The organism is Arthrobacter sp. AFG7.2 (assembly GCF_002892835.1).
Taxonomy (GTDB): domain Bacteria; phylum Actinomycetota; class Actinomycetes; order Actinomycetales; family Micrococcaceae; genus Arthrobacter.
In genome coordinates this window covers 1-13,466 of record NZ_PJMB01000014.1, presented here as the reverse complement: position 1 = coordinate 13,466, position 13,466 = coordinate 1, and the positions used below count along the sequence as shown (strand labels likewise).

At 65.4% G+C, this 13,466-nt stretch carries 12 protein-coding genes and 1 tRNA gene; 6 read left to right on the top strand and 7 right to left on the bottom strand.

Features of this window, described 5'->3' with window-relative positions:
* The first annotated feature begins 39 nt into the window (after nt 1–39).
* Both fdhD and CXX84_RS17965 read left to right on the top strand, forming a co-directional pair.
* Nucleotides 40–918: a formate dehydrogenase accessory sulfurtransferase FdhD gene (fdhD, locus tag CXX84_RS17970; protein WP_102978095.1), complete on the top strand. Its 879-nt coding sequence runs from the start codon at nt 40–42 to the stop codon at nt 916–918.
* 156 nt (nt 919–1,074) lie between these two features.
* Nucleotides 1,075–4,125 (top strand): alpha-mannosidase, encoded by a 3,051-nt coding sequence (locus tag CXX84_RS17965; RefSeq protein WP_102978094.1) that lies wholly within the window; start codon nt 1,075–1,077, stop codon nt 4,123–4,125.
* Nucleotides 4,126–4,299: 174 nt separating this feature from the next.
* Here CXX84_RS17965 and CXX84_RS17960 read toward each other — a convergent pair whose 3' ends face one another.
* On the bottom strand, nt 4,300–5,037 hold the full coding sequence (locus tag CXX84_RS17960) for a hypothetical protein (RefSeq protein ID WP_102978093.1): 738 nt from the start codon (nt 5,035–5,037) through the stop codon (nt 4,300–4,302).
* Nucleotides 5,034–5,771 (bottom strand): hypothetical protein, encoded by a 738-nt coding sequence (locus CXX84_RS17955; protein WP_102978092.1) that lies wholly within the window; start codon nt 5,769–5,771, stop codon nt 5,034–5,036. The genes CXX84_RS17960 and CXX84_RS17955 overlap by 4 nt, the downstream gene beginning before the upstream one ends.
* 249 nt (nt 5,772–6,020) lie before the next feature.
* On the opposite strand from CXX84_RS17955, the gene CXX84_RS17950 reads away from it, so the two are divergent.
* On the top strand, nt 6,021–7,691 hold the full coding sequence (locus tag CXX84_RS17950) for an ABC-F family ATP-binding cassette domain-containing protein (protein ID WP_102978091.1): 1,671 nt from the start codon (nt 6,021–6,023) through the stop codon (nt 7,689–7,691).
* Nucleotides 7,688–9,601 (top strand): ABC transporter ATP-binding protein, encoded by a 1,914-nt coding sequence (locus CXX84_RS17945; RefSeq protein WP_102978090.1) that lies wholly within the window; start codon nt 7,688–7,690, stop codon nt 9,599–9,601. Before CXX84_RS17950 ends, CXX84_RS17945 begins: the two co-directional genes overlap by 4 nt.
* On the opposite strand, the gene CXX84_RS17940 is transcribed toward CXX84_RS17945, so the two are convergent.
* The 3 genes from CXX84_RS17940 to CXX84_RS17930 all read right to left on the bottom strand — a co-directional run bounded on the left by CXX84_RS17940 (nt 9,598) and on the right by CXX84_RS17930 (nt 10,585).
* Nucleotides 9,598–10,017, bottom strand: coding sequence for an NUDIX hydrolase (locus CXX84_RS17940; protein ID WP_102978089.1), 420 nt, complete (start codon nt 10,015–10,017; stop codon nt 9,598–9,600). The genes CXX84_RS17945 and CXX84_RS17940 overlap by 4 nt on opposite strands.
* Nucleotides 10,014–10,511, bottom strand: a complete 498-nt coding sequence (locus CXX84_RS17935) for a DUF6314 family protein (RefSeq protein ID WP_189337649.1) — start codon at nt 10,509–10,511, stop codon at nt 10,014–10,016. Before CXX84_RS17935 ends, CXX84_RS17940 begins: the two co-directional genes overlap by 4 nt.
* 1 nt (nt 10,512) lies before the next feature.
* Nucleotides 10,513–10,585, bottom strand: a tRNA-Arg gene (locus tag CXX84_RS17930).
* 82 nt (nt 10,586–10,667) lie between these two features.
* On the opposite strand from CXX84_RS17930, the gene CXX84_RS17925 reads away from it, so the two are divergent.
* Complete coding sequence (locus tag CXX84_RS17925; RefSeq protein WP_102978088.1) at nt 10,668–11,423, top strand: DUF998 domain-containing protein; 756 nt, start codon at nt 10,668–10,670, stop codon at nt 11,421–11,423.
* Here CXX84_RS17925 and CXX84_RS17920 read toward each other — a convergent pair.
* Nucleotides 11,416–12,045 carry a hypothetical protein gene (locus CXX84_RS17920; protein WP_102978087.1) on the bottom strand — a complete coding sequence of 210 codons (630 nt, stop codon included), beginning with the start codon at nt 12,043–12,045 and terminating at the stop codon, nt 11,416–11,418. The two genes, CXX84_RS17925 and CXX84_RS17920, sit on opposite strands and share 8 nt — an antisense overlap.
* A gap of 32 nt (nt 12,046–12,077) precedes the next feature.
* Between CXX84_RS17920 and CXX84_RS17915 the strand changes: the two genes are divergently transcribed.
* The gene (locus CXX84_RS17915) at nt 12,078–12,908 is read left to right on the top strand and encodes an inositol monophosphatase family protein (protein ID WP_102978086.1); all 831 of its coding nucleotides are present in this window, start codon (nt 12,078–12,080) and stop codon (nt 12,906–12,908) included.
* Nucleotides 12,909–12,957: 49 nt separating this feature from the next.
* Here CXX84_RS17915 and CXX84_RS17910 read toward each other — a convergent pair.
* Nucleotides 12,958–13,466, bottom strand: a 509-nt coding sequence (locus CXX84_RS17910; RefSeq protein ID WP_146031894.1) for an HNH endonuclease, incomplete at its 5' end; no start/stop codon positions are given.

The window sequence follows — 13,466 nt, the reverse complement described above, 5'->3', positions numbered from 1 at the left end:
CGGTTGCGATGATGGAGATATGAACAGGAATGGTGGGCCATGGGACGAGTAACCCAGCGCCGCAAGGTGCACAAGTATGTGCTTGACGGCTCCCCCAAGGCCCTCGAGTTTCCGGTCCGGTACCGGGAAGATGTCCTGGCCGTGGAGGAGCCGCTGGAGATCCGGCTGGGGACATTGTCCTACTCCGTAACCATGCGCACTCCCGGGCATGACTTCGACCTGGTGGCCGGGTTCCTGGTATCCGAGGGTGTCATCTGGGATGCCGGGCAGCTCGTCTCGTTGCGTTTCTGCGCGGGGGAAGACGAAAACGGGATGCAGACCTTCAACGTCGTCGAGGCGCAGTTGCGGCCGGATGTGGAGGTCCCGTCCATGGGCCGGCACGTTTACACCTCCAGCTCATGCGGTATCTGCGGGACGGACTCCATCGAATCCGTCCGTAAATCCTCGCACTACAGCCCCGCAGCGGACTCCCTCAGTGTGTCCGCAGAGGTGCTCGCGTCACTGCCGGACATCCTTCGGGAGTCCCAGGACCTCTTCGACCACACTGGCGGTGTCCATGCCGCCGGGCTCTTCAAGATAGAAGACGACGGCGGCGTGCGGCTCCTGTGCCTCCGCGAGGACGTGGGCCGCCATAACGCCGTGGACAAAGTGGTGGGATGGGCCCTGAGGGAAAACATGCTGCCGCTGAGCGGGACAATTCTCCAAGTGTCGGGCCGGGCGTCTTTCGAATTGGTCCAGAAGGCTGCGCTGGCCGGGATCCCCGTCCTTGCTGCCGTCAGTGCGCCATCCAGCCTTGCCGTTGAACTGGCTGAGGCCAGCGGCCTGACGCTCGCGGGCTTCAGCAGGGGCACCAGCCTCAATGTTTATGCCGGTAACGGAAGGATTCGGGGACCGGTGGCAGCTGCGCCGCCGTCGTAAGTCAGCCTGTTCGCCTCGCTCGCGGACTCACCGTCGCAGGCCCCAAACCGTCCCCGGGAAACGCTTTCAAAGGGTTGGTTAAAGGGCTGCAAGCCGGTAGATTTGTCCATCGAATGGACACCAGGATCCAGTTCTCAAGCGCTAAGAAGGCCCACATTGCATGACGACCGCCGGATCACTGAAGTCCGCCTGCACCGGTTCGTGCGGGAGCGGATCGACCCCGCAGTCTACAGCCGCAGCCTTCCCCTCACCCTGAGCAGCTGGGACGTTCCGGATGAGCCGGTCCCCGCGCTCGAAGCAATGCGGCAGCATTTCCGGCCGCAGGAGCAGGGAGCCCTTTGGGGGAAACCATGGGGGACCAAGTGGCTCCGCCTCCAGGGGGAGGTCCCGGAATCGTGGGGCACCGAACCGGATACCACCGTGGAAGTACTCGTGGACCTGGGGTTCACCATCGAGGTACCGGGCTTTCAGTGTGAGGGCATTGCGTGGCGACCGGACGGCAGCATCATCAAAGCGGTCTCGCCCCGGAACCAGTACATCCCGCTGAAACTGCTGGGTGGTGGAATGGCGGTCGACTTTTATGTTGAGGCCGCCGCCAATCCTGACGTGGCGCAGGGATGGACTTTCGCTCCGACGCCCTACGGTGATAAGACAACGGCGGGGGAAGCACCGCAATACCGGCTGGGAAGTATCGCCATCGCCGAGCTGAACCAGACAGTCTGGGAACTCCGGCAGGACATTTGGACCCTGGGCGGCCTCATGGTGGAACTGCCCGTGGAGCTGCCGCGACGGCATGAGATCCTTCGGGCCCTGGAACGCATGATGGACCTCATGGACCCGGACGATGTGGCCGGGACCGCAGCGGCAGGACGCGAAGCGCTCGCCGAGGTCCTGGGACGGCCGGCCTACGCTTCTGCCCACCAGCTTGTGGCTACCGGCCACGCCCACATCGATTCCGCCTGGCTCTGGCCGGTGCGGGAGACCATCCGGAAGTGCGCCCGGACGTTTTCCAACGTGGTGGCGCTCATGGATGAGAACCCGCACTTTGTCTTCTCCTGCTCTTCGGCGCAGCAGCTGGCCTGGATCAAGGAGTCCTACCCCGAACTCTTCAGCCGCATCCGCGAGAAAATCCGCGGCGGCCAGTTTGTTCCGGTGGGCGGGATGTGGGTTGAATCAGACACCAACATGCCCGGCGGTGAGGCGATGGCCCGGCAGTTCGTGGAGGGCAAGGGCTTTTTCCTGGCAGAGTTCGGGATCGAGTGCAGGGAGGCCTGGCTGCCCGATTCGTTTGGATATTCCGCTGCGCTGCCGCAGATCGTCAAGTCCGCTGGCAGCCGCTGGTTCCTGACCCAAAAAATCTCCTGGAACCAGACCAACAAAATGCCGCACCACACGTTCAACTGGGAGGGGATCGACGGGACCCGGATTTTCACCCACTTCCCGCCTGTCGACACCTACAATTCCGAGCTGAGCGCGCGCGAACTTGCGCATGCCGAGCGGAATTACCGGGACCATGGGCGCGGCACAGTATCCCTGGTGCCTTTCGGCTACGGCGACGGCGGTGGCGGACCAACGCGGGAGATGCTGGCCGCCGCCTCACGCACCGCAGACCTCGAAGGCTCCCCGAAGGTCCGGATCGGTTCGGCAGAAAGCTTCTTCACCCAGGCCGAGGCCGATTACCCCGGCCTGCCCGTCTGGGTGGGGGAGATGTACCTTGAGCTTCACCGGGGGACCTACACCAGCCAGGCCAAGACGAAAAAAGGCAACCGGCGCAGTGAGCACCTGCTGCGGGAAGCGGAACTGTGGTGTACTACTGCAACTGTCCGCACCGGCGGGACCTTCGCCTACCCGGCTGCTGAGCTGAAGCGGCTCTGGCGGCTGGTGCTTCTGCAGCAGTTCCACGACATCCTTCCCGGCAGTTCCATTGCCTGGGTCCACCAGGACGCCGAGCGGAACTACCAGGCGATCAGTGATGCCCTCGAAGCCATCATCGGCCAGGCCGCCGCCGCGGCACTGGGCGGCGGTGACCGGACCTTCCTGCTGAACGCTGCCCCGCACGCCAGGGACGGCGTTCCCGCCCTGGCTGCCGCCGAGCCGGTTGCGCATGCCGGAGGAGTCCAGGCGGTGGCCCGCGGCGCCGGGTACATCCTGGACAACGGCGTTATCCGGGCTGTTGTGGATGCCGGCGGGCTGATTTCCTCGCTGGTGGATCACGCCAGCGGCCGGGAAGCCATCGCACCCGGCGAGCGGGGCAACCTGCTTGAACTGCACCGCGACACGCCCAATGAGTGGGACGCGTGGGACATCGACGAGTTCTACCGGCGCAACGTCACGCGAGTGACCCAGGCGGCTTCGCTGCGCCTGATCCGGGAAGGGTCAGACGCCGTCGTTATCGTGGAGCGGTTGGCGGGTGACTCGACCGTTATCCAGCGCATCAGCCTTGCCGCCGGCAGCCCGTCCCTCTCAATCACCACTTCCGTGGACTGGCAGGAACGCGAGAAGCTGCTGAAGCTGGGTTTCGCCCTGGACGTCAGGGCGGAGAGGTCGGCGGCAGAGACCCAGTTCGGCCACGTCTTCAGGCCCACCCACACAAATACCTCCTGGGAAACGGCAAAGTTCGAAATCTGTGCCCACCGGTGGATCCACGTGGCGGAGCCGGGCTATGGTGTGGCGATTTCCAACTCATCGACGTACGGTCACGACGTCGCGCGGACCATCAGGGATTCCGACGGCGGCACCACCACGACAGTGCGCCTCTCGCTGTTGCGTGCTCCCAAGTTCCCCGATCCTGAGGCCGACCGGGGGTTGCACGAGATGACGGTCAGCATCCGTCCGGGAGCCGGAATTGCCGAGGCAGTGGAGGAAGGTTACCGCACGAACCTTGCTCCCCGGCTGGTCCGCGGCGCTTCACCGGTGGAACCGCTCTTTTCCGTGACGAACCGTGCCTTGGTGATTGAAGCAGTAAAGCTCGCCGAGGACGGGTCCGGAGACGTGATTGTCAGGCTGTACGAGTCCTTGGGCCAACGCTCCGCGGGAAGGCTGAGCGTGAACTTTCCGGTCCACGGCATCGGCGCGGTGGACCTGCTTGAACGGCCCGTGGACGCGCCAGGCGTGAAAGCCGGCCCGGACGGAGCGGAGTTGGTGCTGCGGCCGTTCCAGTTGGTGACCCTGAGGTTTACCCGGTCGGTGAGTTTAGCCCTTAACTAGGCTGAGTGGGGGCGGTCCCCAACGGCCGCCACCACTCATCCCCCCAATAGGTGCAAAGGCCCCCGGAGCGGCCAACGTTCAAGAATTTATCCCCGTTCGTAAACGCCCTAGGCGCTCCACCTTCACACATTCATGATTGTTTCATATTCTAATGAATTTGTGAAAGCGGCTTTGTTACTTTCCGGTAGATGTCTTTTTCCTGGAGATTAACTTCCCGTTCCGCACTCTTGCCGCCCAGATGAGGGCGAGACCAACGACGAAACACAGCACTGCCGTGTAGTTGATAATGAACTCCACGCTGCCTAACACGGGCGGGATCAACGGAAACGTCAAGGTCAGGCCTGTGGCCACGGCCCCCAGTCCCAAAAACCCGGCAGCAAGCCGGACTAGAACAGGCAGCCGGCTGAGCACGGCGCGCACCATGGCCGGCAACAGAACCAGCGTGACGTAGGCAGGGAACGCCCGGCCCGCCGCCCCATAGTACTCAAGCAAGGCGGAATTCCAGGGGTCAGTACCTACGACGCCTGTGAGTCCGGCGGCGGACCCTGAGGTGTCCATCATGAAGAACAGTGCGGTCATCACCAGGGAAATGCCCAGGAGCACAGCCATGCCCGCCCTGCCCGTGATCAGCCGGTGCGCACCGTCCGCGCCGAAACCCCGGGTTATCCGGATCCCAACGAAATAGATGGCGGCGAAAATGATGAAGCGCAGCAGCAAATTGGCCAGGTTGATCCCGCCCAACGCCTGGTCGATGGCCGCATAGGGCGCCTCAATGCTCAGGAGGATGGCGACCGTCATGAGCCCGAAAATGTAAAACAGCGACCTGTTCTCTCCCCGGATTGCACTGGGCACCCGGGCCGCCGCAATGAGTCCGCAGGTGGCCAGCGTCGACCACTGAAGAATTTCGATCATCCCAGGTTCTCCCAGATCTTTTCCGTCTGCGCTTGGTCCTGTTCCTGGCGCCGCAGCACCTTGCCCAGTGCCTGCAGCCGGTCGCCGGCCAGTGCGGTGAGATCGCCGTCGGACAGGCTGTCCAGGGCGGCCTGCCGTGCTCCCGGGGGCCAGCCCGCCTCTTCTTCAGTGATGAGGCCTGTGGCCACCAGGCCGCCGGCGGGACCGACGCCGGCCGCCTGGGCCGTGGCCAGTGCCAGTTCGGGGGACAGCCGGTTGGCAGTCAGCTGCGCGGAATAGTTCTGGGGCGCCACCCCGGTAGTCGCGGAGACGCGGTGCCGCACTTCGCCGTCGTCGATTGCATCAACCCAGTTCTTCACCGAGGTGGCATGGGGAGGGGCGGAAAGCGGAGATGCCGTCATGCGGGAGGTTTCGGAGGCATCCAACGCGGGACGGGCCAGTACGGCACGCAGGAGGTCCGCTGTGGAGATCTGGCTTACCAGTTCGCAGCGCGTAGGCGGAGTCTGGGGTCCGCCCAGGTCCCGGTACGTCTCGAAGGTGGCCAGGGCCGCGAGGGGGTTGACGTGGTAGCCGCGGCTGACGCTGACCACGGTACTCACCGAGACTTTTCCTCGTACCAGTTGCTGGGCAAGGGTGGTCCGCTTGATCCCGGAGATCCTGCAAACGTCTGCCGTGCTGGCCTCCGGCGCAATATCGTGCAGCCAGCGCTGGAACGCCTTGGCGGGGAGGGTCATTAAGGGCTCTCTGCAGAACGGACAGTTGACTTGATTTTAGCTTGCCCTGCAGAAGCCAATTTTACCGGGGGTGGTGTTTCGACTATGCTTGATGGTCGAGCCCGTTGGTCCGTACACCCCCCAAGTCCGGACCAGCGGGTTCTTTCATGTCCTGCGGCCCGCGCGCCTTCCTTTCGGGTCATCCGCATGGCCGTGCCAGCCAGTTCAGGCAGGAAACCCGCTGCGAATGCAGTGGCGAAAGGATACAAAATGACTGCAACCCTCGTGGCCAAGGACGTCTCCGGCGGTCATGACCACCGGCAGCTCTTCTCCGGTCTTTCCCTGACCGTGGCCCCCGGAGATGTGGTTGGCGTGGTAGGCGCCAATGGAGCAGGAAAATCCACGCTGCTGCGGCTCCTCGCCGGCGTGGACCGGCCACAGGAAGGCTCGGTCAGCCTCGCTCCCGCCGACGCCTTTGTTGGCTGGCTTCCCCAGGAACACGAACGCGTATCGGGTGAAACCGTTGCAACGTACATTGCCCGGCGCACCGGCTGCGCCCAGGCCACCGCCGAGATGGAATCCACCGCTGAGGCGCTGGGTGCCGGCGCTCCCGGGGCTGATGATGCCTATGCGCTGGCTTTCGACAGGTGGATGGCCTCCGGTGCCGCCGACCTCGATGACCGGCTACCCGCTGTGCTGTCGGACCTTGGGCTGGAGACCGGCCCGGACGCAGCCATGACCGGCCTTTCCGGCGGGCAGGCCGCGCGGGTGGCCCTGGCGGCGCTGCTGCTGAGCCGGTTCGACGTCGTGCTGCTGGATGAGCCCACCAATGATCTTGACCTCGAAGGGCTCGCTAAGCTGGAGGACTTCGTCACCGGCCTTCGCGGCGGGGTTGTCCTCGTAAGCCATGACCGGGAGTTCCTTGCGCGCTGCGTCACCACGGTGGTGGAACTGGACCTGGCTCAGAATGCGGTTGCCGTTTACGACGGCGGATATGACGCCTTCCTGGAGGAACGTGCAGTGGCCCGCCGGCACGCGCGCGAAAAGTACGAAGACTTCGCCGCGACGAAGGCAGACCTGGTGTCCCGCGCGCGGACCCAGCGGGAATGGAGCTCCCAGGGCGTCCGGAACGCCATGAAAAAGAGCCCGGATAATGACAAGATCCGCCGCGCCGCCAGTGCGGAATCTTCCGAGAAGCAGGCCCAGAAGGTGCGGCAGATGGAGTCGCGGATTTCCCGGCTGGATGTGGTGGAGGAGCCGCGGAAGGAATGGCAGCTGCAGTTCTCCATTGGCAAGGCGCCGCGCTCCAGCTCGGTGGTGGCTACGCTCCGTGACGCCGTGGTCCGGCAGGGCGACTTCATCCTCGGCCCCGTCAACGCTCAGCTCAACGCCGGTGAGCGGATCGGCATCACCGGCCCCAACGGCGCCGGAAAGTCCACGCTGCTGCGCCTGCTTCTGGGGGTCACCGAACCGGACTCCGGCAGCGCCTCGATGGGCGCTTCGGTGGCCGTGGGCGAGATCGACCAGGCCCGGGGCTTGCTCGCGGGGCACCTGACCCTGGCGGACGCCGTGGAGGCGGTCCTGGTTGACTTGAACCCGGCCGAGGTCCGGACGCTCCTGGCAAAGTTCGGACTCAAGGCAGACCACACGTCCCGCACGGTCGAATCCTTGTCCCCCGGCGAGCGGACCCGGGCCGCGCTGGCACTTCTCCAGGCCCGCGGCGTTAACCTCCTGGTCCTGGATGAGCCCACCAACCACCTGGACCTTCCGGCCATCGAACAGCTTGAAGAGGCACTGGAAAGCTACGACGGCGCACTGCTGCTGGTCACCCATGACCGCAGGCTGCTGGAGAACGTGCGGCTGGATGTACGTTGGAATGTGGTTGACGGCGTCGTCACTGAAGTGCTGACCGCCAGCGCCCCGAAAGGCACCAAAAAATGAGTATGGACAGGGTTGCCTGGAGCTCCCTCTACAACATCACCCGCGCCTCCAACGGGTCCAAGCCGTTTTCCAAAGAGCTCCTCAAGCGCGTGTTCGGCTTCGCGCGGCCGCACCGCCGCCGGCTGATCGCCTTCGTGCTGCTGTCCATCGTGATGGCCGTCCTGGCGGTTGCGACACCGGTGCTCGCCGGCCAGGTGGTTGACGCGATCATCGCCAGGACGGACGCCGGAACGGTGATCTGGCTTGCAATACTGATCGCGGCCGTGGCCGTGGCCGAGGCGGGGCTGGGGCTTGTGACGCGCTGGCTCTCCTCCTCGATCGGCGAGGGCGTGATCCTGGACCTTCGCACCAAGGTGTTCGACCACGTGCAGAAGATGCCGATCGCCTTCTTCACCCGAACCCGTACCGGTGCCCTGGTCAGCCGGCTCAACAACGATGTGATCGGGGCGCAGTCTGCCTTCGCCGGCACGCTGTCCGGGGTGGTCAGCAACGTAGTGGCGCTGGCCCTCACGCTGGTGGTGATGCTGAACAAGTCCTGGCTGGTCACCGTGCTGGCCATGATCCTGCTGCCGATCTTCCTCATCCCCGCCCGCCAAATGGGTTCCAGGCTGGCCGAATTGCGACGCGAGGCCGCCGAGCACAACGCCACCATGGGCACGCAGATGACTGAGCGCTTTTCCGCCCCCGGCGCCACCCTGGTGAAGCTCTTCGGGCGCCCGGACGAGGAATCCCGTGAGTTCGCACTCCGGGCAGGACGGGTGCGGGACATCGGCGTCCGGACGGCGATGCTCCAGTTCACTTTCGTCACGGCCCTGACCCTGGTCTCCGCCCTGGCCCTGGCCTTGGTGTACGGCCTGGGCGGCTGGCTGGCCCTGGAAGGGCAACTGGCTGCGGGCGACGTCGTTGTGCTGGCCTTGCTGCTCACCCGGCTCTATGCCCCGCTCACAGCACTCTCCAACGCTCGGGTGGAAATCATGAGCGCCCTGGTCAGCTTCGAGCGCGTCTTCGAAATCCTTGACCTCAAGCCGCTCATCCGCCAGAAGCCCGATGCGGTGCAATCGCCGCGCGGCCCGCTCTCCGTCGAGTTCGACGACGTCCGGTTCTCCTACCCCTCTGCGGACAAGGTTTCGCTGGCGTCCCTGGAAGACGTCTCCACCCTGGACACCCGCGGCGGCGAGGAAGTCCTGCACGGCATCAGCTTCCGGGTGGAGCCCGGGCAGACGGTGGCGCTGGTGGGCTCCTCAGGCGCGGGCAAGTCAACCATCGCCCAGCTGTTGGCCCGGCTCTACGACGTCGATTCCGGCGCCGTCCGTTTCGGCGGTTCGCTTCCCGGCACGGGGGTGGATGTCCGCGACCTGACCTTCGACTCGATGCGGGAAACCCTGGGCATGGTCACCCAGGACGGCCACCTTTTCCACGAGAGCATCGCCTCGAACCTGCGCCTGGCCCGTCCGGACGCTACCGAGGGGCAGATGTGGGAGGCCATCCGGCAGGCGAGGCTGGAAGGCATGATCCGGTCCCTTCCGGACGGGCTGGACACCGTGGTGGGGGAGCGCGGGTACCGGCTTTCCGGCGGTGAACGCCAGCGGCTCACCATCGCGCGGCTGCTGATCGCCCAGCCGCGGGTGGTCATCCTCGATGAGGCAACGGCTGCGCTTGATTCCACCAATGAAGCCGCCGTACAGGCTGCCCTGGGCGCCGCGCTCGAGGGGCGCACCGCCGTCGTGATTGCACACCGCCTGTCCACCATCCGCGCCGCGGATGCCATCCTGGTGGTGGAGGACGGCCGGATCGTGGAACAGGGGACTCACACCGAGCTCCTGGCTGCCGAAGGACGGTACGCCGAGCTGTACCGCACCCAGTTCAACGAAGCCACCGCCGTTGCCCAGGAAGCCGTTCCCGAGCTCTAGCTGAAGTTGTCCCCGCTGCGGGGCCTGGCGAGCTCCGGGAGGATGTGGTCCGTCAGCAGCGGGGCAAGGTCCGGGGTGGGTTCGGCATCCAGCTCCAGCCAGCGGATTTCGTCGATCTCCGCGGACGGGTGGGCCTGCCAGGTACCGGGCGCCATAAAGACCGTAGCCTCGATGTCCGTGGCGGCCTCGTTGGCGGCGTCGGCAATCCAGACTCCCATCAGCTGCAGGGCACGCGGATCAAGGACGATGCCCACCTCTTCCGCCAGTTCCCGTGCTGCCGCCTGGACAGCTGTTTCCCCCGCCTCCGGCTTGCCGCCCGGGTGCATGAACATGCCGGTACCGCGCTTCCGCACGGTCAGGAGGCGGCCGGCGTCGTCGAAGACGCAGACGGCCGAGACCACAATGCGGTGTTTCATGCGGCAGAAACTTGGATGCGGAACAAGCGGGACGCCAGCAGCAGGTCCTTGCGCGGGCCCTGGACGTCCCAGGTGTAGCTGAACCTGTCCTCGCCCTCGAACGTATAGGCGACCCGGTAGGTGTCGGGGTCGCACCAGTGGCTGTCAAGGTTGGAGTCCGGGGCGAAGCTCATCCGGTGGAACGGTCGGCCGTCCGGGAAGAAGAAGTCCAGGGCGTCGGGACGCCCGGCGGTCCGCAGCAGGTACTGGCGGGAAGCGGGGCCGGTGAAGGACGGCCAACGCATGGTGCCTTCCTCTACGAAGGCCAGGCCGCCGTCGTCGGTAGGGACAAAACGCACGACGCCGGAAAAGGTTCCGCGGGTGCCTTCCGCACGGTCCAGCAGGTCCCGCTGGACCGTCCATTGCCCCGCCTCAGTGATGGGCGCAGGGGTGCTGGGTTGGCGGGCGCCCAGGAGGTAGGCGCGGAGCGCAAACCCGGGGGGAGGAAGATTCAAGTGCCCTCGATTGGAATCGAACCAACGACACCGGCTTTAGGAGAGCCGTGCTCTATCCACTGAGCTACGAGGGCATGCATCCGTCAGATTGGCGGGCCAGTCCGGCCGGACACGGATACAAGCATACAAGGTGCGGAGCCGTACTACGCTCAAGGCATGAGTTCAGCGCCGTCCACAGCCCGGTCTGTTGCTTTTATTCCGGACACCGACTCCACCCGCCAGTACATCGGCGCGTGGTCGGTCCTGAGCGTGCTGCAGTATTTTGCGGCTGAAGCGGCCGTGATCGGTGCCTGGGCAGGTCCGAAACCCTACGATGTGCGGACGGGCTATATCAGCGATCTCGGCGCGCTGAACTGCGGCATCTTTGACGGCCGCGAGGTGTGTTCCCCGCTGAACTGGCTGATGAACGCCTCGTTCGTGGTCCAGGGACTTGGCATGCTGCTGGGAGCCCTTCTCCTGAGTTCCGGGCTGTTGTGCGTGGCTGCCCTTGCGGATGTGCGGGTCCAACCGCGGCGGAAGCCGTGGCTGGCAGCCGTCTGGGTCCGGATCCTGACGGGGACCGCCGGGGCCGGGACTGTGATTGTGGGACTGGTGCCGGAGGACGCAGGTTCTGGCTGGCACTTCGCGGGCGCGGTGATGTACTTCCTTGCCGGTGCTGTTGCCCTGCTGGTCCTCGGCATCCTGTGGCTGCGCAAAACACCCATCGCCTGGTTCATCCTGGCCTGTGGTGCGGTATCCCTCGCCGCCCTGGCCGCCGGAGGTCTGACCGGTATGGATGTTCCCGAGCCCGGCACGCTCGAACGGCTTATGGGCTACCCCGTCACCGTGGGGATGGCCGCCGCGGGACTGGTCATTGCCCAGCGTGTCCACCGGCACCGCAAAGAGGCCCGGGCCCGGGCTGCGATCAGTTAGAGGCTTTGGGCTTGCGGGTGCCGAGAACAACAGCAGCGGCACCGGCCAGCAGGCTCAGGACCAAAAGTACCCAGCCGGCAACCGTGAGCCCGGACGCAAGGGCCACCTGGGCGGCGTCGGCAGCGTCGGAGGCCAGCACCCCGTCAATGGCGGCGTTGCCCCAGAGCCGGACCACCACAAAGAGCAGAGGCAGGGCCCAGAGCACCCAACGGAGCGACTTCCGGGCTACGTTCGTCCCGATCAGCAACAGCCAGGTAAAGCCGAAGATCAAGGGAAACAGGGTTCCCGCCGTTTTGTGCACGTAATTGAGCTGGCCACGGGCATCGTCGTCCATGGCTGCCTGGAGTTGGCCGATGTAAGCCGCATCGAAGCCACCGATGAGCGAATCCGGCATGGCCAGGCCGCCGGAGAGCTGCCGGAGCTGGTCCAGGGTCAGGAGGTGCAGGTACCAGAAGAGGAAAAGGCTGGCCACCACGCCCGCGATCAGGATGAGGTTGCTGTTGCTTTGGGCTTTCTCCGGGGTGCGGGCCGTTGTCGGGTTCACCACCGGAGGAAGGTGGTGCTGCGGTATCGCCGCCTTGGAGCCGTGCTTCTTGATCCGCTGGGCAGGTGTTTTGGCCATGGCTTCATTATCGCGCCCCATAAACTGAAACCATGACCACTGGCCGGCACAGCACTGTTGAACTTGACCCCTCTTTGGACGATTACCAGCTGGCAACAGCCCTGGTGCGGGAGGGCGGGCAGCTGGCGCTGCTCATGCGGATGGCAGGCCTGCAGTCGCAACAGAAGACCTCCATTTCGGACGTCGTGACGGCGGCTGACCATGCGGCCGAAGCCTATGTGCTCGAACAGCTGCAGCGATGCCGTCCTGAAGACGGCATTCTGGGCGAGGAAGGGGCTTCGGTGCAGGGCACAAGCGGCCGGACCTGGGTCATTGATCCCGTGGATGGCACCTACAACTTCCTGCACGGCTCCACCTACTGGTGCTCCGCCATCGCCCTGAAGGACCAGTCCGACGTGTTGCTAGGCGCAATCTTCCAGCCCGAGGAGGACAAGCTGTGGCTCGGCGGCGTGGCACACCCGGCAAGCCTGAACGGCGAACCGCTTACGGTTTTTCACGACAACAGGGGCGAGCGTAACGCAACCCCCGCTGCCCAGCTGGGAGCGGCAACGTACATCCACCCCAGCTGGCTGATGGACCCCATGTGTGCCATGCCCTGGCATGCGGCGGCCACGTCAGCTGCGGCGCTGCGGATGCTTGGCTCCGGTTCCTGCGATCTTGGCCGGGTTGCGGACGGCCAGCTCGGCTGCTGGTTCCAGCACAGCTGCCCTGAATGGGACTGGCTGCCCGGCAAAGCGATAGTCCGGGCGGCCGGCGGTGCGGTGGAGACCGTGCGCGTCAATGGCCTCGAATGGTTCATCGCGGGAGGCACGACGGCCGTACGTGAGCTGCGTGCGGCCCTTGAATCCGGTTCGGTGGCGTAGCCGATACTCGCAGCCCGGGGGTGCCCGGCTGCACCGGTTGTGAACGTCCTTAGCCAGCCATTACGGCACGGCCAACCACCTCCACCGCCGCAGCACGTGCCGGCCCCGTTGCAGAGGCAGCTGCAACACGAGTTCGCCCGCTGTGATCGGGCACTGTGCCGGGTGGTGGTGGTGCGGTGGAGTGGTAGGTGTGGCCGGTGGGGCTCCGGAGCTGCACGGTGTGCCGTGGTCGGGGGACGGTGTGGGTTGTCCAGCCGGGTGTTTCTTTGGTGTGGTTGCAGGCTTCGCAGAGGCCCTGGCCGTTGGTGCTGGTGGTGGGTCCGTGCTGGTGCCAGGGGATGATGTGGTCGTGGTGGCGGATGGGGGCGTCGCAGTAGGGGGTGCGGCAGGTGTCATCCCGTACTTGGAGGTAGCGGCGGAGCGCGGTGGGGAAGAGCCGGGCTTTGGAGTCCATGGCCAGCAGGTCGCCGGTGCCGGGGGCGGTGTAGAGCCGGCGGAGCCACGTGGTGAGCTCTCCGGTTTCGGGTTCCTGGTCCAGGACTGCTTTTCTGGCCCACT

Coding starts and splice junctions, on each gene's coding strand:
- CXX84_RS17915 (WP_102978086.1), top strand. CDS start 12,078: ATGACCACTGGCCGGCACAGCACTGTTGAACTTGACCCCTCTTTGGAC.
- CXX84_RS17920 (WP_102978087.1), bottom strand. CDS start 12,045: ATGGCCAAAACACCTGCCCAGCGGATCAAGAAGCACGGCTCCAAGGCG.
- CXX84_RS17925 (WP_102978088.1), top strand. CDS start 10,668: ATGAGTTCAGCGCCGTCCACAGCCCGGTCTGTTGCTTTTATTCCGGAC.
- CXX84_RS17955 (WP_102978092.1), bottom strand. CDS start 5,771: ATGACCCTCCCCGCCAAGGCGTTCCAGCGCTGGCTGCACGATATTGCG.
- CXX84_RS17945 (WP_102978090.1), top strand. CDS start 7,688: ATGAGTATGGACAGGGTTGCCTGGAGCTCCCTCTACAACATCACCCGC.
- fdhD (WP_102978095.1), top strand. CDS start 40: ATGGGACGAGTAACCCAGCGCCGCAAGGTGCACAAGTATGTGCTTGAC.
- CXX84_RS17940 (WP_102978089.1), bottom strand. CDS start 10,017: ATGAAACACCGCATTGTGGTCTCGGCCGTCTGCGTCTTCGACGACGCC.
- CXX84_RS17950 (WP_102978091.1), top strand. CDS start 6,021: ATGACTGCAACCCTCGTGGCCAAGGACGTCTCCGGCGGTCATGACCAC.
- CXX84_RS17960 (WP_102978093.1), bottom strand. CDS start 5,037: ATGATCGAAATTCTTCAGTGGTCGACGCTGGCCACCTGCGGACTCATT.